Annotated in this window: 18 protein-coding genes; 14 read left to right on the top strand and 4 right to left on the bottom strand. The window is 57.1% G+C overall.

What is annotated here, in order from left to right:
* The first annotated feature begins 60 nt into the window (after window positions 1–60).
* The 11 genes from ybeY to CLV84_RS00565 all read left to right on the top strand — a co-directional run bounded on the left by ybeY (window position 61) and on the right by CLV84_RS00565 (window position 15,543).
* Entirely contained in the window at window positions 61–435 is a 375-nt protein-coding gene (gene ybeY, locus CLV84_RS00615) for an rRNA maturation RNase YbeY (RefSeq protein ID WP_245911335.1), read from the top strand.
* 99 nt (window positions 436–534) lie between these two features.
* A complete protein-coding gene (gene thrA / locus CLV84_RS00610; RefSeq protein ID WP_104417805.1) occupies window positions 535–2,994 on the top strand; it encodes a bifunctional aspartate kinase/homoserine dehydrogenase I in 2,460 nt (819 codons plus the stop codon).
* 4 nt (window positions 2,995–2,998) lie between these two features.
* Window positions 2,999–3,946, top strand: coding sequence for a homoserine kinase (locus tag CLV84_RS00605; RefSeq protein WP_170067510.1), 948 nt, complete (start codon window positions 2,999–3,001; stop codon window positions 3,944–3,946).
* A 17-nt stretch (window positions 3,947–3,963) separates the two neighbouring features.
* Window positions 3,964–5,292 carry a threonine synthase gene (thrC, locus tag CLV84_RS00600; protein WP_104417803.1) on the top strand — a complete coding sequence of 443 codons (1,329 nt, stop codon included), beginning with the start codon at window positions 3,964–3,966 and terminating at the stop codon, window positions 5,290–5,292.
* Between the two features lie 191 nt (window positions 5,293–5,483).
* Window positions 5,484–7,814, top strand: coding sequence for a M1 family metallopeptidase (locus CLV84_RS00595; protein ID WP_104417802.1), 2,331 nt, complete (start codon window positions 5,484–5,486; stop codon window positions 7,812–7,814).
* Between the two features lie 9 nt (window positions 7,815–7,823).
* Window positions 7,824–8,936, top strand: a complete 1,113-nt coding sequence (locus tag CLV84_RS00590) for a diphosphomevalonate/mevalonate 3,5-bisphosphate decarboxylase family protein (RefSeq protein WP_104417801.1) — start codon at window positions 7,824–7,826, stop codon at window positions 8,934–8,936.
* 14 nt (window positions 8,937–8,950) lie between these two features.
* Window positions 8,951–9,481: a rhodanese-like domain-containing protein gene (locus CLV84_RS00585; RefSeq protein ID WP_104417800.1), complete on the top strand. Its 531-nt coding sequence runs from the start codon at window positions 8,951–8,953 to the stop codon at window positions 9,479–9,481.
* Window positions 9,482–9,487: 6 nt separating this feature from the next.
* Window positions 9,488–10,333, top strand: coding sequence for a purine-nucleoside phosphorylase (locus tag CLV84_RS00580; RefSeq protein ID WP_104417799.1), 846 nt, complete (start codon window positions 9,488–9,490; stop codon window positions 10,331–10,333).
* 116 nt (window positions 10,334–10,449) lie between these two features.
* Entirely contained in the window at window positions 10,450–14,586 is a 4,137-nt protein-coding gene (locus CLV84_RS00575; protein WP_104417798.1) for a DEAD/DEAH box helicase, read from the top strand.
* The gene (gene pgl / locus CLV84_RS00570; RefSeq protein ID WP_104417797.1) at window positions 14,579–15,325 is read left to right on the top strand and encodes a 6-phosphogluconolactonase; all 747 of its coding nucleotides are present in this window, start codon (window positions 14,579–14,581) and stop codon (window positions 15,323–15,325) included. The genes CLV84_RS00575 and pgl overlap by 8 nt, the downstream gene beginning before the upstream one ends.
* A gap of 35 nt (window positions 15,326–15,360) precedes the next feature.
* Window positions 15,361–15,543, top strand: coding sequence for a hypothetical protein (locus CLV84_RS00565; protein ID WP_104417796.1), 183 nt, complete (start codon window positions 15,361–15,363; stop codon window positions 15,541–15,543).
* Window positions 15,544–16,295: 752 nt separating this feature from the next.
* On the opposite strand, the gene rsmG is transcribed toward CLV84_RS00565, so the two are convergent.
* From rsmG to CLV84_RS00545, 4 genes are all read right to left on the bottom strand, one after another.
* Window positions 16,296–16,928 (bottom strand): 16S rRNA (guanine(527)-N(7))-methyltransferase RsmG, encoded by a 633-nt coding sequence (gene rsmG, locus CLV84_RS00560; RefSeq protein WP_104417795.1) that lies wholly within the window; start codon window positions 16,926–16,928, stop codon window positions 16,296–16,298.
* A 65-nt stretch (window positions 16,929–16,993) separates the two neighbouring features.
* The gene (locus CLV84_RS00555; protein ID WP_104417794.1) at window positions 16,994–17,689 is read right to left on the bottom strand and encodes an RluA family pseudouridine synthase; all 696 of its coding nucleotides are present in this window, start codon (window positions 17,687–17,689) and stop codon (window positions 16,994–16,996) included.
* Window positions 17,690–18,904: 1,215 nt separating this feature from the next.
* Window positions 18,905–19,072 carry a hypothetical protein gene (locus CLV84_RS21625; RefSeq protein ID WP_170067509.1) on the bottom strand — a complete coding sequence of 56 codons (168 nt, stop codon included), beginning with the start codon at window positions 19,070–19,072 and terminating at the stop codon, window positions 18,905–18,907.
* Window positions 19,073–19,111: 39 nt separating this feature from the next.
* On the bottom strand, window positions 19,112–20,524 hold the full coding sequence (locus tag CLV84_RS00545) for an aldehyde dehydrogenase family protein (protein ID WP_104417792.1): 1,413 nt from the start codon (window positions 20,522–20,524) through the stop codon (window positions 19,112–19,114).
* Between the two features lie 178 nt (window positions 20,525–20,702).
* Between CLV84_RS00545 and CLV84_RS00540 the strand changes: the two genes are divergently transcribed.
* From CLV84_RS00540 to CLV84_RS00530, 3 genes are all read left to right on the top strand, one after another.
* Window positions 20,703–21,854 (top strand): sialidase family protein, encoded by a 1,152-nt coding sequence (locus CLV84_RS00540; protein ID WP_211295117.1) that lies wholly within the window; start codon window positions 20,703–20,705, stop codon window positions 21,852–21,854.
* 314 nt (window positions 21,855–22,168) lie between these two features.
* Window positions 22,169–22,573: a hypothetical protein gene (locus CLV84_RS00535; protein ID WP_104417791.1), complete on the top strand. Its 405-nt coding sequence runs from the start codon at window positions 22,169–22,171 to the stop codon at window positions 22,571–22,573.
* 8 nt (window positions 22,574–22,581) lie between these two features.
* On the top strand, window positions 22,582–22,983 hold the full coding sequence (locus tag CLV84_RS00530; protein ID WP_104417790.1) for a helix-turn-helix domain-containing protein: 402 nt from the start codon (window positions 22,582–22,584) through the stop codon (window positions 22,981–22,983).
* The last annotated feature ends 131 nt before the right edge of the window (window positions 22,984–23,114 follow it).

The following is a 23,114-nucleotide window of genomic DNA, read 5'->3' as shown; positions in this document are numbered from 1 at the left end:
CCCTCCACCGTTACCTTTCACGTCGAGGCGGGAAGTTTACCCACTCACGATCCAGCCCTTTTGGAGGATTGGATTACCCGCGTCATTTCCGCCCGCGGCGGTGAATTACGCGAACTCAGCTACATTTTCTGCGATGACGACTACCTCCACCAGGTAAATGTAGCGTACCTCCAGCACGATACGCTTACCGACATCATCACCTTTCCCTATACGGATTTTCCCCTGGTATCCGGCGACTTGTTCATCTCCACGGAACGCGTACGGGAGAATGCGGCGGAATTCGGCGAGCGGTACGAGGACGAGTTACACCGCGTAATGATTCACGGCGTCCTGCACCTCTGCGGACAGTCGGACAAAGCGGAAGCGGAACAGGAGGCGATGCGGGAACTCGAAGCCTGGGCCCTAGGGCTTCGCCCCGATAGCTTGCGTAAATAATCGGTTCCGTATATCGTAAAACACCGCTAGGAATACGCGCAGTCAGGCTCTCGATGCCGGCCAAATAAGGCATCTTTACGGGAAATATGCATCCTGTCGATGAAAGTCCTCAAATTCGGTGGCTCCTCCGTCGCCCAGCCGGACAGAATACGTGGAATTGTTAATATCCTAAAGGGATACTACGCCTCAGGCGACCACTTTACCGTTGTATTTTCCGCCTTCGGTGGCGTTACCGATAGCCTGATTGAAATGAGTGCCCTCGCCGCCCGCGGTGACGATCGCTACGGTCAGCTGTTTCAGGAATTCGCGGATCGCCACCAGTCCGCCATCAATGACTTACTCACCGACGACCGGTTACGCGACGAAACGGCCGGGCAGATGCGTCGATCGCACGAAGTGCTGAAGAACCTCCTTTACGGAATCTTTCTGGTGCGGGAGGCTTCTCCCCGCACCATGGACTACGTGCTCAGTTTCGGAGAACGGTCCTCGTCATACATCATTACTCAGTGCATGCAACAGGCGGGCATTCCGGCCGAATACCTGGATGCGCGCCGGATACTCAAGACCGATAAAACCTTCGGGAATGCCAAGGTCGCCTTCGATAAAAGCTACGATAAAATCCGGGAGCACTACCGGGAACACCCTCAGGTTCAGGTAGTTACGGGGTTTATTGCATCGGCTAAGGGTGGACTCACCACTACCCTCGGGCGGGGTGGTTCGGACTACACCGCCTCCCTGCTGGCTGCTGGTCTCGACGCATCCGCGATCGAGATATGGACCGATGTAAGTGGCGTACTAACTGCCGATCCCCGTCGCGTCAAGAAGGCCTTTACCATACCCCGCATGACTTACGCAGAAGCCATGGAAATGTCGCACTTCGGTGCGAAGGTGATCTATCCGCCTACCCTGATGCCGGCACTGCAGAAGCGGATTCCGCTCTACATTAAAAATACCTTCGAGCCCGATTTTCCCGGCACCAAGGTCAGTGAGGAAAGCGATAAAAACGGGGTAGCGGTCAGGGGAATCAGTTCCATTAATGACGTGGCACTCTGTACGGTCTCGGGCACGGGGATGTTCGGCGTACCCGGTATCGCAGGGCGTATCTTCGGATCACTGGCCGTAGCGGGCATCAACGTAATACTCATCACCCAGGGATCGAGCGAGCATGCGATCAGTTTTGCCGTCCAACCCACCGCCGCCGACCGGGCTAAAGAGGCCGTAGAAGATGCCTTCGCCTTCGAGATCGAACGGGGGGTAGTCAATCGCGTCAAGGTGGAAAAAGACCTGAGCGTGGTAGCCATTATCGGTGAGAATATGCGCTACCAACCCGGTATTTCGGGCCGGCTCTTCCGGGCGCTCGGTAAGAACGGCATCAACGCCGTGGCTATCGCCCAGGGTTCGAGCGAATTGAATGTATCCGTGGTTATCTCCCGGGAAGACGAGACGAAAGCTTTGAATGCCCTACACGAAGCCTTTTTCCTTTCCGATTACAAAACGCTCCACCTCTTTATCATTGGGGTCGGACTGATCGGTGGCACCCTGCTGAAGCAGATCGAGCAGCAGAATGCTTATCTCCGCGAACGCCGCGGAATGGAAGTAAAAGTTGTCGGATTAGCCAACACCAAGAAGATGCTGTTCGACGCGGAGGGCATCGATCTCGCTTCCTGGAAGAAGCGACTCGTGGCGTCCGAGCTAACTACCGATCTTCCGGTTTTTGTCGGAAGAATGCGCAGCCTGAATCTCAGTAACAGCATTTTCGTAGATAATACGGCCGACGACAAGATCGCTTCCTTTTACGAATCCATCCTAGACGACAGTATCAGCATCTCTACTCCGAATAAGATCGCTACATCTTCCGGATACTTACAATATCAGCGGTTAAAGAACATAGCCGATAAGCGCGGCGTACAGTTCCGTTACGAGACCAACGTAGGTGCCGGACTGCCGGTGATCTCTACGCTCCGGGATCTCATCGACAGCGGTGACCGCATCAATAAAATAGAAGGCGTGCTCAGTGGATCGCTGAGTTACATTTTCAATAATTTTGACGGTAGCCGCCCCTTCGCCGAAATCGTCCGGGAAGCCAAAGACAAAGGCTTTACCGAGCCGGACCCCCGAATAGATCTATCGGGTAAAGACGTGGCCCGTAAAATACTTATCCTGGGTCGTGAGACGGGCATCCCCCTCGATCCTGAGCACGTATCGGTTGAAGGCTTTTTGCCGGAAGGGGCAATGGAAGCGAAATCGGTGGATGGCTTTTTTTCGGTGCTAGAAGAAAACGGCGATTACTTTGCCGAGCTTCAGCAACGGGCCGCTGCCGACGGGAAAGCATTACGGATGATTGCTACGTTGGAAGGAGAAGAAGCAACCGTGGGCGTACAGGCCGTAGGAAACGATAACCCCTTCTACACCCTGAGCGGTAGCGACAACATGATTGTCTTCACCAGTGACCGTTACCGGGTAAGGCCCCTGGTGGTGCGCGGACCGGGTGCCGGAGCCGAGGTCACCGCCGCCGGAGTATTTGCCGAAATCATTCAGATCGGATCTTCACTAAGTTAGTATTATGCGAGAGGTACGGGTATTCGCTCCGGCTACGGTAGCCAACGTAGCGGTAGGCTTTGACATATTGGGCTTCGCAATCGACCGCCCCGGTGACGAGATCGTCGCCCGCTTAAATCCCGATTTTACGGGGGTACGTATTACCGCGATCACGGGTACCGGTAATAAGGTATTACCGATGGACACGGAGAAGAATACCGCCGGTGTAGCCGCCCAGCGGTTGCTGGAGCACCTGGGAATGGGAAGTACGGGCATTGAACTTGAGATTCACAAAAAGATGCCCTTTGGTTCGGGTCTTGGCTCCTCGGCGGCCAGTGCCGCCGGCGCCGCCGTGGCCGTCAACGAATTACTCGGCAGTCCACTCAGCCGCGAAGCTATTCTCTACTTCACCGTCCAGGGTGAAGAAGTCGCCGATGGCAGCTTTCACGCGGATAACGTGGCTCCCTGCTTGGTGGGCGGAATCACCCTGATTCGCTCCAACGAATCGCTGGATGTTCATCACTTGCCCGTACCCGAAGGCCTTCACGTTGCGGTGGTCCATCCGGAGATTGAGATCCTTACTCGCGACGCCCGGGCAGTGCTCAGCGATCAGGTTCCGCTGGCCACGGCGATCCGACAGATGGGCAGCCTGGCCAGTTTCATTACCGCCCTCTATACCAACGATATTTCCCTGCTGGGTAGATCGCTGCACGATCATATGGTCGAGCCACAGCGTAAGCAGCTGATCCCGGGCTTCGATGCCGTAAAGGCCGCCGCATTACAGCGGGGTGCCCTAGGGTGCAGTATCAGTGGAGCCGGTCCGAGCATCTTCGCCATTTGCGATAGCGGGTACCTGGCTCAGTCCGTCGGTCAGGGCATGCAGGCGGCATTTCGGGAATTAGGTACCGATAGCCAACTCTACGTATCTCCCATCAATCAGCGGGGGGTGGAGATTTTGTCCGTAACCGGATAATGCGATAATCAGCAGTTATGAAGTTTTACAGCACCAATGATCCGGAGCACCGGGTAGATACCAAGGAAGCCGTGTTTCGCGGGTTGCCCGCCGATAATGGATTGTACATGCCGGAGCGGATCGATCCCCTACCCGACCGCTTCTTTGCCGAGCTTCCGGAAATGAGCTTTGCCGAGATCGGATTTCGGGTGAGTCGGCGGCTGCTGGGTGACGAAATTCCAGACGCTGACCTCCGTACAATCGTAGAAGAGACGTTGAATTTCCCGGCTCCGGTAGTTAAGCTCGACGATCGGAGGTATGTCCTGGAGCTCTTTCACGGACCGTCGCTGGCCTTCAAAGATTTCGGAGCGCGGTTCATGTCGCGGCTGATGCACTACTACAACGACGATCCGCAACCCCTGACCATTCTAGTGGCTACGTCGGGAGATACGGGGGGTGCCGTAGCCGCCGGGTTTTACGATACGCCGGGTATTGAGGTCGTTATTCTCTACCCCAGTGGCAAGGTGAGCGAGCTGCAGGAAAAGCAACTTACTACCCTAGGGAAAAATATCCATGCCCTGGAGGTGGACGGAAGCTTCGACGATTGCCAGGCACTGGTGAAACAGGCCTTCCTGGACGTCGACCTACGGCAACGCCTGCGGCTGAGCTCGGCGAACAGCATCAACATATCCCGGCTCATTCCTCAAAGCTTTTACTACTTCGAGGCGTACAAGCAATTGGGAACAATTGGTGACCCGGTAGTTTTTGCGGTTCCTAGTGGCAATTTCGGCAACATCACCGCCGGTTTGATCGCCAGGCAGCTCGGGCTACCCGTTCACCACTTTGTAGCCGCTACCAACCGCAACGATGTCGTGCCCCGTTACCTCCGTGCCGGACAGTATGCTATCGCTCCTTCCGTTGCTACGCTATCTAATGCCATGGACGTGGGTGCCCCGAGCAATTTCGCCCGGATGACTAATTTGTACGGACATGTCATCGGGAAGGACCATCCCGATTCAGAGACCCACCGACGCATGCGGGAAGAAATAAGTGGATACGCCTTTGACGATGGTGCAACGGAAGATGCAGTCCGGGAGGTAAAAGATCGTTTCGGCTATACCATCGATCCACATGGGGCGGTTGGCTACTTAGCCCTGAATGCCTACCAAAAGGAACACCCCCGTACCCGGGGCGTGATTTTGGAAACCGCCCATCCCAGCAAATTTTTACCCGATATGCAGCGCATTTTGAGTCAGGATATTGCCGTTCCGGACCGGCTAAAGCGACTGGAAACCCTCCCGAAGGAAGCTACCCCAATGGATACCGATTATATCTCCTTTCGGAAGTGGTTGCTAAGTAGAAAATAACATGATATGATTGTTCCACGTGGAACAATCGGAGACAATAGGGCAAATTGTTCCACGTGGAACAATCGGTCAGCAGGTCGTTTGAAGGTCTGACGGTCGTTGTTCCCGCGCCCCGGCGCCAAAGAATATAGTTTGCGCGACAACAAAGGCAAGGGATAATTAATATCTTAGCGTAGATAAAACTCAGCCAAATGAAACAGTATTTTTTAGCAGCACTCCTGTTGGTGTTTGGGGCTTCCCTTTCCGCTCAGCTTAACGACAATCCATTTAAGCAACTCGATAATGAGCTGCCCACGCCGAATGTATACCGAAATGCCGCGGGCGCTCCGGGATATATGTACTGGCAGCAACGGGCGGACTACGAGATGGATATTCGGCTGGACGACGAGCAACAACGGGTATACGGCACCGAAACCATAACCTACTTCAACCAATCTCCCGATGCACTCGAATATTTATGGGTGCAACTGGATCAGAATGTACGGGCACTGGATTCCGATACTTATTCGACGTCTACCAACCAGATGGGGGAGCAGATGTCGCTGGCGCAGCTTTCCCGTCTTGAGCCCACTTTTGATGGTGGATTCAAAATCGATTATGTCAAAAATGACGATGGACAGGATATGACTTACCATATCCAGAAAACGATGATGCGCATCGAGCTGGACGAGCCCCTGCAACCCGAAGAATCGATCGAGTTCGACATCAAGTATTGGTACAATATTAATAATCGCATGACCGATGGCGGCGGTCGTTCAGGGTCGGAGTACTTCGAAGAAGACGATAATTATCTATACACCATCGCCCAGTTTTATCCCCGGATGGCTGTCTACAACGACGTGGATGGTTGGCAGAATAAGCAGTTTCTCGGTCGTGGGGAATTTACCCTGACTTTCGGTAACTACGACGTGAAGATCACCGTACCGGCAGACCACCTGGTTGCCGCGACGGGTACCCTGCAGAATGAGGGAGATGTACTGACGCGCGAACAGCGTCGCCGGTTGGAATTGGCCCGTGCCGCTCGGGAGCAGCCGGTTGTCGTCGCTACCCAGGAAGAAGCTATCGAGCGGGAAAAGACGAAGGTAAAGCAAGAAAAGACCTGGCATTTCGTCGCGGAGAACGTACGGGATTTTGGCTTTGCTACTTCCCGTAAATTCATCTGGGACGCAATGGGCGTCGAGCAGGAAGATGGAAGCGTGGTCATGGCTATGTCCATGTACCCGAAAGAAGGAAACCCCTTATGGGAGCGGTTTTCTACCAAAGCCGTGGCGCACACCCTCCGCTGGTACTCTCACTATACCTTCAGCTACCCCTACCCCGTCGCGTGGTCGATCAACGCCGCCGATATTGGTATGGAGTACCCGATGATTTGCTTCAATTTTGGGCGTACGGAAGCTGACGGAACTTACAGCGATCGGACTAAATACGGGATGATCAGCGTGATCATCCACGAGGTTGGCCACAATTACTTCCCGATGATCGTGAACAGCGACGAACGGCAGTGGACGTGGATGGACGAGGGACTAAATACCTTTCTTCAGTTTCTCGCCGAGCAGCAGTGGGAACGGGATTACCCTAGCCGCCGCGGTCCCGCCGACAAGATCGTCGATTATATGAAAGGTGATAAGCAGTACATCAGTCCGATCATGACCAATTCGGAGTCGATCTGGCAATTCGGTAATAACGCCTACGGTAAACCGGCCACGGCATTGAATATCCTCCGCGAGACGGTCATGGGCCGCGAACAGTTTGATTACGCTTTCAAGACTTACGCCAATCGCTGGAAATTCAAGCACCCCGCCCCCGCCGACCTCTTCCGCACGATGGAAGATGCATCGGCCATTGACCTGGACTGGTTCTGGCGCGGCTGGTTCTTTACCACCAACCACGTCGATATCGCCCTGGCCAACGTGCAGGAATTCCGGGTCAATACCATGAATCCGACGGTCGAGAATCAGCGGGCGCGCCAGCAGCAGCAGGAGCAACCCCGTAACATCAGCAGCATTCGGAACGAAGAGGAGATCATCAGCACCTTCGATGAAACGGATACGACGATCGTGGATTTCTACTCCACCTACGATCCCTTGGAAGCTACGGTAATCGATAAACAGGAATTTCAGCGCTATCTCTCCACCCTGACGGAAGCAGAGAAAAACGTACTGAACGCCGATAAGTATTACTACGAGCTCACCTTCCAGAATGTCGGTGGGTTGGTCATGCCGCTTGTTCTGGAGTTCACCTTCGCTGACGGCACTACCGAGGTGCTGCGTATCCCCGCCGAGATCTGGCGCATGGGTACCGAAGAAATTACCAAGGTATTCCCCTTCGAGCAGGAAGTGGTCGGTATCGTACTCGATCCCTTCATCGAAACCGCCGATACCGATACCAGCAATAACTACTACCCTTCCCGGAATACGGCAAGTCGTTTCGACCTGTACCAGCGGCAACAACGCGAAGGGGAGAATGCCATGCAGCGAGACGCGCGCGCCAACGGTACGGAGCAGAGTGGCTCACGCCGGTAAGCGCTTAGAATGAAATACGACAATAGCGGACTAACCCTCGTCACCGATGAAGTGGAAGCCGGCGCCATTCGCTGGCGCAGCCCCTCCAATATCGCGCTGGTAAAGTACTGGGGCAAGCACGGAGACCAGCTTCCCCGGAATGCTTCGGTCAGTTTCACCCTGGATGCGGCCGCAACCGACACGACCCTGCACTATACGCCCCGCCAGCAGCTAGGGGAAGGCATCGATCTGGAACTATACCTTGACGGTAATCCGCGCGTGGACTTTGCAGAACGCACCCGGACGTTCTTCTCCAAGCTATTGCCGATCTATCCGTTTCTTCGCCAGCTTAGCTTCCGGGTGGAGACCCAGAACAGTTTCCCCCACTCCGCCGGTATCGCCAGTTCTGCTTCGGGCATGAGTGCGCTGGCCCTTTGCCTGGTGTCACTCGAAGAAGCGCTCTTCGAACCACTAACCGATCGGGGAGCCTTTTACCGAAAGGCCAGCTTCCTGGCCCGGCTGGGATCCGGAAGCGCCAGCCGATCGGTTTATGGTTCCGCGGCCGTGTGGGGCAAAAGCGAAGCCGTAGCCGATAGCAGCGACGAATACGCAGTAAGCATCGCCGACCGGCTGCACCCGGTGTTCCAGACCTACCACGACGATATCCTGCTTGTTTCGCGGGAGGAGAAATCCGTTAGCAGCCGGGCGGGGCACGGGCTTATGGAGCAGAATCCCTACGCGCCACCCCGCTACGATCAGGCGAACCGCCGGGTGACCGAAATGCTGCGGTTATTGATGGAAGGAGATACGGAAAATTTCGGACAACTACTTGAAAGTGAGGCACTTACGCTGCATGCTTTGATGATGAGTAGCCGTCCTTATTACACCCTGATCGAACCGAATACCCTACACGTCATCAAGCTTTTGCAGCATTACCGGAGGGAGACCGGCCACCCGGTTCACTTCACCCTTGATGCGGGACCGAATGTACATCTGCTCTACCCCGATGCCATCGCCGGTGAAGTGAAGGATTTTATTCGCGGTCATCTGCTGCCCTACTGTGAAGACAAGCTGTACCTCGCCGACCGCGTGGGAAAGGGACCGCAACAATTGGCTGCCAATACAACGACATCCGTCCGCTAGCTGTTAGGGCTTGGATGAGACTAGCTATTGCATTGATCGGTGGTATCAGCCTGTTGCTGTTGTACGCCTGTCGCCTTTCCGGGCAGCAGGTTCCCGAACGGCTGCGCACGGGATATCCCCCACTTGATGAGCGGCTGTCGACGATGGTCACCGCCGATTCGGCGTCCCTGAGTCCGGCCGAAGCGAAGGAATTGTCCGGTGCGATCTTTCTGGATGCCCGTGAGCCCGAGGAATACGCCTTAAGTCACCTGCCCGGCGCAAGATCGCTCGGTTATAAAGATCCGACTTACAGCGTGCTGGATGGCGCGGACCCGGGCACACCCCTGGTCGTGTACTGTACCATCGGTTACCGCAGCGAGCGCATGGTGGAAGAACTAAAAAGCCGGGGTTTCCGGCACGTTTACAACCTTTACGGCAGCGTGTATGCCTGGCTGCTCGCCGGAAACCCCGTAGTAAATGAAAGTGGGGAAACCGACCGCGTGCATACCTACAACCGGAAATGGGGTACCTACCTGCCCGATAGCATCGTTACTAAAGTTTATTAGCCTTCCATGACTATATACCAGCAAATACAGGAGTGCGTCGCCTTTATCAAGCAGCGTGCCAAGACCGAGCCCCGGATCGGGATCATCCTCGGCACCGGCCTAAGTACCCTGGTCGACGAGATCGAGATCGAACGCGAATTCGTTTATGGCCTCCTGCCCTATTTCTCGGTGTCGACGGTAGCTACCCACCGGGGTAAACTGGTGCTCGGCAAGCTTCGCGGCGTGCCCGTGGTCGCCATGGCCGGTCGCCTGCATTACTACGAGGGGTACAGCATGCAACAACTCACCTTTCCCGTTCGGGTTCTAAAGGCCCTGGGTATCGAGCACCTACTGATCTCCAATGCCTCTGGCAGCGTTAACGAAAACATTTGCTCGGGAGACGTCGTCTTCCTACGCGATCACATCAATATGCAGCCCGATAATCCGCTGCGGGGACACAACGACGACCGGCTCGGACCGCGATTCCCGGATATGGTGAACGTCTATAACCGCGAGCTCAACGCCCGGGCCATGGAACTGGCCAAAAAGCACGGTCTGCGTTCCCACGAGGGGGTCTACCTCGCGCTAGCCGGCCCGAATCTCGAAACGCCCGCCGAATACCGGATGGCGAACATCATCGGTGCCGACGTGATCGGGATGTCGACCGTACCGGAGGTATTGGTGGCGCGTCACGCCGATCTCCCCGTGTTCGTGGCCTCGGTGGTGAGCAACAAATGCTTCCCCATCGTAGACATCCAGCCCACTACGGTGGAGGACGTCATCGCGACCGTCCAGTCCGTAGAACCAAAATTGCGCTTGCTAATCGCCGATATGGTGGAGGAGCTGGCGCAATCGAAACCCGCGTCTGCCTGAGTGTAGGCGGGCGCCGAGCGCAGGAGCAATGAATTAGCCCGGAAAAACCCTCACCCTGGCACAACTTACAATTGCCCCTGAGCCTTTAGAACTAGATAACCCTGATTGAAAGCTAAATGAACGGAGCCTTCCGCGCCGCCTGGAAAAATTTGAGCGCTACCGACCGTGACGTCGCCACGGCCATGAGTATCGTATACGAGGAGCGCTCCGTTCTCGACCTGTCCCGCCTGTTGAACAAGATCGGTATGCCTCCGCCCGCGGGCGAGTCCCGGTTTACCCACGCCGACACCGAGGATATCGTGCACCGCCTGTACGCGGAAAACGTGCTGGTCAAGCAAAGCGATCACGGCTGGCGGATCAATCCCGAAATCAGTGAGGCCATTATGCGCCACGCCGGTCGGCGACCCGATTTTACGGTTTTACTCAACGAAATACGGCGGGAATTACCCTATAAAACGTACTGGCAACCCGCTAGTCCACACGCGTTGATGCGGGAGATCCGTATCGCCTTTTACCAGCAGAACGAGTCCGGCTTCGACCGACTGCAGCGGGAATCCGAGAATTTTTACCCGGATCAGGCCCGCACCGGCATATTCATCGATCCCCTCTTTGCCGAGTTCGATCCACGCTGGGTCGAAACCCTGGTGCCCGCCTGGCAGGAGATCAACCTGCGGAAAGCCTTCCGCCGGGCGCTCGTAACCATGGAGTCGCTGGATCCGCTGATCGAATTTTTGGAGCAGCACGAGCACATCCGCGAGCCGGAATCCGGCCCCCTACGGGAATTGCTGGCCGAAGCCTTCGTCCTTCAGGGCGCCTGGAGCCGGTTGCAGCTATGGGCCGATCTGGAAACGAGCGAGTGGCGCAGTGCCGCCAATTACCTGATCTACCACGTGCTGCGCGACGACGACGAAGCGGCACAGGAACTGATCGACGACGTTCGCAAGGGGTACCGACGGGAATACGAGAACAAGTATCCGGCTCATTTGGCGGGTTACCTCTACTTGCTGTCCTTACTCCGGAACGGGGGGGTAAAGAGCGCCGAAGCGATCGGTTATCACCTCGATAACCTGGATCCGGTCCAGAATCTCCGGTTAGGCGGCACCTACCTGGTCTTCAAAGCCCTTCACGCCTACCTGCGCAACGACGAGGAAGCCCAGGAGGCCGCACGGGCCGGTCTGGACCGTATGGAGGCGAATGCCTTCGCTCACACCTTTCTCGCCCTCTACCGGCTTTGGACGGATGGGAATACCGCTATCCGGTCGGCCCATTACCTGGAAGAGCTCGAGCAACTCCGCGAAAAGGCCCAGGATAATGGCTACAAGTGGGTAGAAATGGAGGTCACCCGCGTCCTCTCCTTACGCCACCCCGAGGCCGATGCCAGGGAAGCTTACGCCGGCCGCGCTCAGCAACTGAGTGACCAGCTACGCATCTTTAGTCTGGCGGACGCCATGCCGCGCATCGAGCCGTGGGAACGCGCCCTGGAGGTACTCGTCGGAATGGGTACCCCCGACCGCAACAATGGCAAACGGACCAAGAAGACCAGCCGCTTCGTGTGGTTCGTCGATTTCGAGAACCGCGACCTGGAACCCCGCGAGCAGACCCTCAGTAAGGGCGGCAGCTGGTCGAAGGGACGGAAAGTGGCCCTCAAGCGGGTCAAACAGGGCGACGTGGAGGGAATGACCCCGCAGGACGTCTCCGTAGCCAAGGCCATCGAGGAAGACTATAGCAAATACCACCCCAACGGCAGCTACACGATTAACTACGAGGATGCACTGCTGGCACTTGTCGGCCATCCGAACCTGTATCTTACGAAGAACCCCGCCATCGGGGTAGAATTGATTCGCCGCAACCCCCAGTTACTGATCGAAGAGACCAATAACCGGCTGCATCTTCGCTTCGCCCAGGATTTCAACGGTACCGGGGTACAGGTCGTCAAGGAAACCCCGACCCGCTACCAAGTGATCGAGGTGAATGACGGCCACAGCCAGATTCACCGGCAGATCGGCCAGGGACTGGAAATTCCCAAACGGGCCCGCCACCGGTTGCTGGAGGTAGCGCGTAACCTGAGCAAATTCACCGAGGTCCAGAACACCCTTACCGGCGTTATCGACGATCTCGACGAGACCAAGGCGGATTCCCGTACCTACGTTCACCTGCTGCCCGTAGGCGAAACCTTCAAGGTGGAATTCTTCGTTCGTCCCATTTTCGAAGAAGACCAGTACTTCAAGCCCGGGCGGGGCCGGAACAAAGTCATCAGCGAAACCGATGGCCACCGCCGACTAGCCGAACGCGACCTCTCCCGGGAGATCGAACGAGCCGAAGGTGTCATCGTCGACTGCCCTACCCTCCAGAAAATCGTACACCGCGACTACGAGTGGCAGATAGACGAGGTGGAGGACTGCCTCAACGTACTGCTCGAACTACAACCGTTGCGTGCACTGGACCGCATCGTCCTGGAACATCCCCGCGGCGAAAAGATCAAACTGGTCGGCAGTGTCGATTTCGGTGACCTGAGCCTGGGCGTCAAGGAAAAGGCCGGCTGGTTCGACGTGGAGGGCACCCTGGCCGTCGACGAGCAGCAGATGCTGACCTTCCGCGAACTGATCGATAAAGTCAGCGAGAACGAGCAGAGCAATTTTATTCAGATCAGCGAGGGGCAGTATGTGGCCCTCACCGAGCAGCTGCGGCGCAAACTCCGGGAAATGGAGGGGCTGATGAGCAAAAACGGTGACGGGATGCAGTTACACCCCCTCGCCAGTGGTCTACTCGACGACGTGGCCGATCAGCTGGGTGCCTTCGAAACCGACATCGCCTGGCGGGAGAGCCTGGAGCGAATTCAGACGGTTAACCTCACCATGGCACGCGTGCCGAGCACCTTTCGTGCCGAGCTTCGTCCTTACCAGCTCGATGGTTTCCGCTGGCTGATGCGCCTGGCCGACTGGGGTGTCGGGGCGTGTTTGGCCGACGATATGGGTCTGGGTAAGACCGTTCAGGCCCTGGCGATGCTGCAGGCCCGCGCCGAGGAAGGCCCGGCCCTGGTGATCGCGCCGGCTTCCGTGACGCGCAACTGGATGCGGGAGGCGGCCAAGTTCGCCCCCACCCTGAATCCTATCCTGCTGGTCGGTAGCGACCGTCAGGAAATCATCGACAATGTCGGTCCTTACGATATGCTGGTGGTGAGCTACGGCCTGCTGCCCTTCGAGGGCGATGCACTGGCTGAGAAACGCTTCGGGACCATCGTACTGGACGAGGCGCAGGCGATCAAGAACCGGGGCACCAAACGCAGCCAGATCGCCATGAAACTGCAGGGCGATTTCCGGGTAGCCACCACGGGTACGCCGATCGAGAACCACCTCGGGGAGCTCTGGAACCTGTTTACCTTCCTGAACCCCGGCCTGCTAGGCACCTTCCAGCGGTTTAACGAGAAATACACCATTCCGGTCACCCGGAACAACGACAACGAGCGTCGGCAGCAGCTGCGGCGCCTCATTCAGCCCTTCATCCTGCGCCGGCGCAAGGAAGAGGTGCTGGAAGAACTGCCACCGAAGACGGAAGTTACCCTCACCGTAGAGCTCTCCGCGGCGGAACGGGCGTTCTACGAGGCCCTGCGGCAGCGGGCTTTGGAAAGTATCGACGACAGCGAAGGACCGAACCGCCGCTTCCAGATTCTGGCCGAACTGATGAAACTGCGGCAGGCGGCTTGCCACCCCAAGCTCGTCGACCCGGACGTCGATATTGAAAGCAGCAAGCTCGAACTACTGGCGGAAACCGTCCAAGAATTGCGCGAAGGCGGCCATAAAGCACTGATATTCAGTCAGTTCGTTCGACACTTGAAAATTGTCGAGCAGTGGGCCATCGCCAACAACGTCCCCTACCAGTACCTCGACGGCAGTACTCCCGGTCCGAAACGCGACGAAGCCGTACAGGCCTTCCAGCGGGGCGAGGGCGACATCTTCCTGATCAGCCTGAAGGCCGGTGGTACGGGACTTACGCTTACGGCGGCCGACTACGTGCTGCACCTCGACCCGTGGTGGAACCCCGCCGTAGAAGACCAGGCGAGCGACCGGGCCCACCGGATCGGTCAGCAGCGGCCCGTGACGGTATACCGCTTCGTGTCCGAGAACACCATTGAGGAGAAAATCGTGAAATTACACGCCGAGAAGCGGGACCTGGCCGATAGCCTCCTCGCCGGTACCGAACAGAGCGCCAGCCTCAGCGCCGATGACCTTTTAGACCTGATTAAGCATGGATAAGTCGATTTATAGTCCCAACCTGCACGTATACACGGACGGCCCCGCCGTTGCCCGCGCCTTCGCCGATCACCTAGTTGATAAGCTGGAGGAACGGGGAGAAGGACCGTTCTTTTGGGCGCTATCCGGCGGATCGACCCCCAAGTTGCTGTTCAAGTTACTGGCCGCCGAGTACCAGGATACTATCGACTGGAGCCGCCTCCACTTTTTCTGGGGCGACGAGCGGATGGTACCCTACGACGATGCCGAGAGCAACTACGGCGAAGTGAAGAACCTGCTTTTCGATCACGTTCCGGTAGTGAAAGAGCAGATACATCCCGTCCCTACCGACCTGGAACCGCAAGCCGCCGCCGAAGCGTACGCGGCCACGATCACCGAACTACTGCCGCAGAACTCCGACGGCTTACCCATTTTCGACCTGAATATGCTCGGGATGGGCGGTGACGGACACACGGCCTCCATCTTTCCGGACAATATGGCTCTGCTCACCTCCGATGCTATCTGCGCGGTAGCCACTCACCCTGAATCCGGCCAAAAACGGGTAACGCTCACCGGCCCGGTAATTGATGCCTCCGACGAGGTCATTTTCCTGATAACCGGTAGTTCCAAAACGCTACGCGTCGCCCAAATCGTCAACCGGGAACAATTGGCCGATTCTTTCCCCGCCGCGCACATTAACCCCACCTCCGGCAATCTGCACTGGTTCCTTGACCGGGCTGCCGCAAGCGAGGTTGGTTATTGATCGACACCTTATCTTTACCCTCCAAATTCTACCCCATGACTTCCCGCGAAGCCGTTACCGCTGCCGACCAACCCCATACCACCACCGGTAAGTACTGGTTGTTTTTCCTGATCAGCGCGGTCATTTTCTTCCTGATGCTGATCTTCCTGAACCAGTGGTTCTGGGTATCTATGCCATTTATGCTCACCTTTTTGGTGATGGCCCTGGGGTATATGTAGTTCCACGGGGAACATTGTTGTTCTCCTTGACTGCGCTGGAGATCTATATCTGCGTCTCCTCGCCTTCGGCTTGTGGCTTTCTCAACACCGATTGACTTCCTCGCTGCTTCGCGGTTCATGGATTGCCTACGCCCTGGCACGGATTGCACAGATTTTTCCCGCAGGACCTCCACGAAAGGTAGCGCCTTTGCGGTAATCCTCCTGTCGCGAGCGAACGCTCTTTATTTACCCTTCTTCTCGCCTGCGGCTCGTAGCTTTCTCAATACCGATTGACTTTGTCGCTGCTTCGCGGTTCACGGATTGGCTACGCCCTGGCACGGATTACACGGATTTTTCCCGCACACCTCTGCGAAACTTAACGCTCTTTTGCGCCTTTGCGGTACTTCTCCTGTCGCGTAAGGACTACTTCGTTGTGACGCCCTCATGACGGCGAGGCCCTCCCCTCGCTTGCGCTCGTGACAGACCTCGCTAACTGCAGGCGTCCCTTCCAGGGCCGGACATTTCCGTGGGTCGCATGTCCCCCCCGTGGAAAACCCCTCAAAGTCACCAAGTGACACCTGCTTAAAGCCTCCAATAGCTACCCTCTGGGGCACCTCCGTGTGTACTCTGCGAAACTTTGTGCTCTTGGCGCCTCGGCGGTGCCCCTTCCGTCGCGTAGCGACCTCTCTGTGATTCCTCTGTGCCCTACTCCGTGGGACCTCTGTGTTTACCCCTTTGTCGCGCAGCGACTACCTCCCTTGATAAACCTCCCATCAATACTGCAAGTACATCACCTCCTTCTCCCCGAAAAACTCCTCCGAAAACCATGTATCGATCGGGTACTCCTCCACGTACGCCCCCTTGGGAAGCGCGGCCAACTCCTGTTTCAGTCCTTTTCCCTTGAGCGCGAGGATGCCATTGGGCAGGCCATGGCGCTGCTTTTGGGAGATCAGCCGTAAGCTCCATGCGGCGAGCTGTTCGATCTTGGCAACGGCACGGGTGACGACGAAATCGTAAGCCGGCCGCTTGAGTTCCTCGGCACGCTTCTGCTCCGCCCGGCAATTTTTCAGGCCGAGGGCGTCGATCACTTCCTGGCAGACGCGGATCTTCTTGGCGGTACCGTCGATGAGGTGAAACTGGGCCTGCGGGAAGAGGATAGCCAGGGGAATACCAGGAAAGCCCCCGCCCGTTCCGAGATCCAGCACCTGCGCGCCGTCGCGAAACGAAACCACTTTAGCGATGGCGAGAGAGTGCAGCACGTGGTGGACGTACAGGTTATCGATGTCCTTGCGGCTGATGACGTTGATCTTGGCGTTCCAGTCGCGGTAGAGGCCACCGAGGGCCGTGAACTGCTCGCGTTGCCGCGGGCTGAGATCGGGGAAGTACTGAAAAATGATGTCGGCCATAGTAGGATGCTGTCTCCCGACAGCGCAAGTAAAAAGCTGCCTCCGGCAGCGAAGTTCGAAGCGCTCTACGAGCGCGAAGTAAGTAAAGACGAAAAAGCCTCCCAAACGGGTTCCTCCGGCAGCGGCGCCTGCAGTTCCACGCGGCTCCCACTGATTGGGTGATCGAAAGCAAGCGTGTAAGCATGCAGATCGATGGTGCGATCCGGATTACCGCGTTTGAAGCCGTACTTCTCATCCCCGCGAATGGGCGAGCCGATGGCTCCGAGCTGGGCGCGGATCTGGTGCTTCCGGCCGGTGACCAACACGACCTCCAGCAGGTGGTAGCGGTCGCTGCTGCCGAGGTAGCGGTAGCGGAGTTCGGCGCGCTTGGCGGTTTTGTCGCTGCTGTCGACGATCTCGGCGTTGTTGCCTTTGGCCTCCCGGAGGAAGTGGACGAGGATGTCTTCGTCCTGCTCCGGGCGCTCGCCGACGATGGCCAGATAGGTCTTCTCGATGGTGCGGGCCTGGAACTGCTCGGTGACCTGCGCCTGGGCCGCGGGTTTCTTTCCGAAAAGGATCACGCCGGAGACGGGCCGGTCGAGCCGGTGAATGGGGAAGAGATCGTGCCGGGTGTAGGCCGCGGCTACCTGGAGGAGGTTGGGGCTTCCCTTTTTGTCGGGTACGGCGGGCATGCCGGCGGGTTTGTTGAAGGCGATTAGCTGGTTGTCTTTGTAGAGGACCCAGTCGCCCGGGCGGCCGGGGAATTTCGGTTGGTCTGGCATTTGGTAAAGGTAAGGCGGGTTTGATTGCTCGCCTGCGGCTCGGGGGGATGGGAAGTACGATGTTTCAAGTACGAAGTACGAAGGGCTGCCGGCCTGATAGCTATTGGGGCTCGCCTGCGGCTCGTGGGAGGTTCAACACGGAGGGTGCTGCGCACTTCACGGAGGGGTTCACAGCGGAGTTGGGGGTGCTCGCCTTCGGCTTGTGGGGAGAGGTGCTCGCCTTCGGCTCGTGGAAGGTTAAACACAGAGGGTGCTGCGCACTTCACGGATGGGGTCACAGCGGTTCCACAGAGGGGGTGGGGGTGCTCGCCTTCGGCTCGTGAGGGAGGGTTGGTGGGGAAAGGTACGGGGTGCTCGCCTTTGGCTCGTGGAGGTTTAACACTGAGGGTGCTTCGCCGCACTTCGCGGAGGGCATCACAGAGGTTCCACAGAGCGGGTGGGGGTGCTCGCCTTCGGCTCGATTTCTCAACACAGATTTCACTGATTTTGGGCACAGATTTTCACGGATTTTCTTGGCGCGGTAGCTCGCCTGCGGCTCGTGAGCGCTGTTCGCGGTGATTTTAGGTTATGGGACATAGCCTGCGGCTCCTTTTTTCACCGCAGAGTATGCGGAGAGCGCAGAGGTTCCGCAGAGATAATGCAGGTACCACAGTGATGGAAGAGGTGTCTCTGTGGCAACTCTGTGCAGCCCTCTGTGAAGCACGCAGTGCCATCTGTGTTTAACAAAACCGTACCTCCCTCGGCGAAACTCGGCGCTCCTCTTTTCTTTGGGAAAACCTCCTCGTCGCGCAGCGACCTCCACTACAAGGAAATCCGTGAAAATCCGTACCCTAACCGCCGAAGGCAGCCGCGTAGCGAAGCTGTAAAAATCAGTGTTAAAACCCCGGTCGCGCAGCGCGCCCCCAGTCTTCCTTGCTCGCTGACGAACCCCCTTCCCTACGCCTGAAAAAGCAAGACACCCCCTATCCTCGGCGAAACTTAGCGCTCCTCCTTTCTCTGCGGTAACCCTACCCGTCGCGCAGCGACCAGGAAGCGATGGAAAATCCGTGGAAATCAGTGCCCTAATCCGTAAAAATCAGTGTTAAAATACCCCCCAGTCGCGCAGCGACAAGTTCCCGCGTCCTCCGTGATTCCTCTGTGAAGCCCTCTGTATCCTCTGTGGTGAACCTCTAACCCTCCAAGCGGAACCCCAAAACCCGCGCCAGCGGCCCCCCCCTACTTAACCTCCTCGTAATCAATATAATCATCCCGCTCCTCCTCGGGCGTGATATCCAGCTTATCGTGGGGCTTACGGCCGGGCCCCACCTGCGATTGCATGCGCTGGTACCACCGGTAACCACGGTATGCAAACCAGATCAGGGCGATTGTCAGGAGTAGATCCATAGGGCAAAGGTAAGTTATGAAGGCAGGATAAACACGGGCTTACCACCGATAAATACGACGGACCAGCGACTTCACCTTATCCGTGTACGGCGGATAAACGGAACTAAGGTCCAGAAACTTGCGCTCCACCACCGCGCGCTGGTTCGTGAAATCGAGGAAGCCGTGGTAGCCGTAGCTTTTGCCAATCCCGCTGTTGTTGATGCCGCCGAAGGGCAGGGCCGGATTGGCGTTGCTAAGGAAAAATTCGTTCACCAACGTACCGCCGGCACTGGTCTCGGCCAGCAACCGCTTTACGATGCGGCGGTTCTTCGCCTGGATGTAGAACGCCAGCGGCTTGGGCAGGCGGTTGACGAACGCCACTACCTCCGTCAGGTTGTTGAAGGTCATCACGGGCAGGATGGGCCCGAAGATCTCCTCCCGCATCACCCGCATCTCGCGGGTCACCCCGGTGAGGATGGTAGGCGCGAAGTACCGATCGGCACGGTCGTGGCGGCCCCCGCAGACCACCTGGGCGCCCTTCCCGATCGCGTCCTCCAGCAGGCCGGTCAGGTGGTCGAACTGCTTGTTATTGACGATACGGGCGTAGCTGTCGGATGCCTGGGGATCCTCGCCGTAGAAGGCGGTCACGGCTTCGCACAGGGCGCTGACGTATGGCTTAGCGACGGCGTCGTTCACCATCAGGTAGTCGGGCGCGATGCAGGTCTGGCCGGCGTTGAAGCCCTTGCCCCAGACCACGTTGCGGGCGGAGTTCTTCAGGTTCACGTCCGCGTCCACGATGCAGGGCGACTTGCCCCCGAGTTCGAGGGTCACGCTGGCCAGGTTTTCGGCGGCGGCGGCCATCACCTTCTTCCCCACCGCCGGACTACCGGTAAAAAACACGTGGTTAAAGGGCAGTCTTGTCAGGGCCGCGGAGGTTTCGGCCTCCCCCTTCACCACCGCGATCTCGTTGTCGGCGAACAACTTATCGAACATGGCCCGCATGAATTCCGTGGTCGCCGGACTGTGCTCCGAGGGCTTCAGCACCACCGTGCAGCCCGCGGCGATAGCGTAGAGCACCGGCACCATGGCGAGATTGAAGGGGTAGTTCCACGGGGCAATGACGAGCGCGCAGCCCTTGGGCTCGTAGTAGACGTAATTCATCGTGCCGAGCATGGCCAGTGGCGTGGAGATGCGGCGCGGCTCCATCCACCGGGTCAGTTTACTATTGATGTACTTGACGTGGCTGTACACCGGCCCGATCTCGCTGAGGCGGGTCTCCACCTCCGGCTTTTGCAGGTCGCTTTTCAGGGCATCGATCAGCCGCTGGGTATTCCGCTCGTCGTCGAGGTAGCGAAGGATACGGCCGAGCTTTTCCTTCCGCTCCTTGGCCGTCGATTTCGCGAGCGTGGGGGCGTAGGCTTGCTGCTCGCGGAGCAGGTAGGCGTAATCGGCGGTGGAAGCGGCAGTCGGCATACTCAGCAAACGGAAGTGGGGGGCGGTGGGTTTTGGGCGGCGGGGCGCGGGTGTCGGGCAATCTGGTAAATAGGAGGCTATCCGGCTAACCTAGTTTCCAGTTACCCCGGCCGGTTGGAGGAATTCGCTAGGTTTAGGGTCCGCCAGTTCCCTACAGCACGTGCATTTATTCAATATTTTGCTCCTTCCCCTGCTCTGCCTGACCTTCGTGTTGGGAGCCCAGGACAGCATTCCGCCGTTTTCCGTAGACCCGCTGTACGATTTCGACCAACCGGAAACCCTCGGTCTACCCTGGGCCCCGGGCGTAGCTTCCTTCACCGTCTTTTCCCCCGGCGATGGAGACAATACGTACAACCACGGCGTGGTCCTCTTTCCCTTTCGGGGTATGCTCTACGCCCAGTGGCAGAGCTCTTCGGTGGATGAGGACGGTCCGGATACCCGGGTCTTCTACAGCCGAAGTCCGGACGGCGAAAACTGGACACCCCCTACCCCACTCACTGAGGTCTGGGACCAGGGGATTACGACAAGTGGCGGTTGGTGGACCGACGGTGATACGCTAGTGGCTTACATCTCCGTCTGGCCCGACCACGAATCTGGGCCCAAGCAGGGTCACACCGAATTCCGCACCTCCATTGACGGGGAGCACTGGTCAGCCCCGGAGCCGGTCACCTACGCCACCGGGCAGCCGGTCCCCGGCGTCATCGAGCAGGATGTCCGTGCCCTACCCTCCGGCCGCCTGCTGACGGCCTTCCACCTGCAGCCGGGACTGATTGCCACTCCCTTTTACACGGACGACCCCCTCGGCGCAACCGGCTGGCGGGCCGGACAAATGCAAAACGTGCCCACCGACGATGCCGGCATGAGCCGCGAGATCGAACCCAGCTGGTTTTACCGGAGCGACAGCGCCGTAGTGATGGTCTTCCGCGATCAGGCCGGCACCTTCCAGAAACTGGCCGCCGTAAGCCACGACCGCGGCGAAACGTGGACCCAACCCGTCCTCGTAGCTGCCCCCGACTCCCGCGCCAAGCAGAGCGCCGGCAACCTACCCGACGGCACCGCCTTCATGGTGAATAACCCTTCGGGCAGCAAGTCGCGTATCCCCCTCGTCATCACCCTGAGTGCGGACGGCTTCGTTTTCGACCGGGCGTACCTACTCCGTAGCGGTGGCGACGACCTGCCGCCCCAGCGTTACCCGGGCCGGTACAAACGGGCAGGCTACAGCTACCCGAAGAGCGTGCTGTGGGGCGATTACCTGTACGTAGGCTACGGGACGAATAAGGAGGTGGTGGAGGTGACGCGGATGCCGGTGGGGGACTTGCGGAAGGAGTGAAACGAGCCATATTCCCGCCGATCGTTGCGGGTTACGGGCCTGATAGGGGGCATACCCGTCAATTAATCCGGTATTTTTATTATGCTTAACCAAGTTATTGAATTGCGGCATACGTACTGGTGGAGATGGGTATGCGCAATACGGATGCGTTTATGTTGGGCGACAAACTACAACTGTCAGATACAGACAGAACAGGCGTTGTACATGTCAATATTTGACTGTACGTTGCAGGAGTGAGAATTCAACTTGTCGAAGCCAGCAGCGGTAAATCAGTCGACGCGCTAATAGTGAGGTGCTCTAGTTCGAACTTGCCATTGAAGAAAGACGGATGGCAGTTTACCTGGAAGCGACTAGGCAAAACGGAAGGAGCTGAGTTTTGCAAGATCGTTAGAGTAAGTGAACCCGGTGAAATCGAGGGAGTACTGATGCTCACGTTGCTTAATGGTGAGATGCTGTACATGAACAACATCGAAGTCGCACCGCACAATTTTGGCGAACACGGGCGATACGATCGGGTGGCTGGATGCCTCATCGCGTTTGCTTGTTACAAGAGCTTTGAGGAAGGAACGGGCCACTACATAGGTTACCTAACCTTTGATAGCAGAACGAAACTAATAGATTTGTATCAGAACAAGTACGGAGCAACACACGCCATGGGCCAACAAATGTTCATCAATCCGGACGCAGGTCGAAAGCTGATGGATACCTATCTCAATTAATCAATCTAATGAAGAAGCAGCAGAAGTTTATTAATGAGGGGGGGATAAATGGTTTAGGAGAAGCACTCGTAAATCAAAATTCCGAAAGCTTCAAAGAACTAAAGAAGATGATCTCTGCTCACAGTCAGGGTCAGCCTGAGGCGAGAAGGACTGAAAATGAGTTGCTTTCGATTAGGTTTCAGATCGAAACATATTTAAATGAAGAGAGCGAAGAGATCATACCGCCAGGCACATTCATTGAAAAGATGATACAGGCAATTGGTGTGACAAAAGGGCGCTTCTCTAAGTATATCGAGTATGATTACTCTAATCTAATTGCCGTTCTGAAGGGTAGACGAAAGATAAATCCAGATCTCGCCATAAAATTGGAAATATCTTCGGTATCAATCCAGTCGTCTGGCTCCACGTAGAGTCAAAGAACGAGTTGTCAAAATATATAAGAGAGGAGAAGCCAGAAGGAAATTATAGTCTAACAGGATTGATAAATTAAACGCGCCGATTATAGCGCCAGCGACAAACCGGCGAGGGTGTGGGCGGGTGC

Origin of the sequence: Neolewinella xylanilytica (assembly GCF_002934605.1) — a bacterium.
In the GTDB taxonomy this organism is placed as follows: domain Bacteria; phylum Bacteroidota; class Bacteroidia; order Chitinophagales; family Saprospiraceae; genus Neolewinella; species Neolewinella xylanilytica.
Note: the sequence above shows the minus strand (reverse complement) of the source record. Positions and strands in the feature narration are given on the sequence as shown.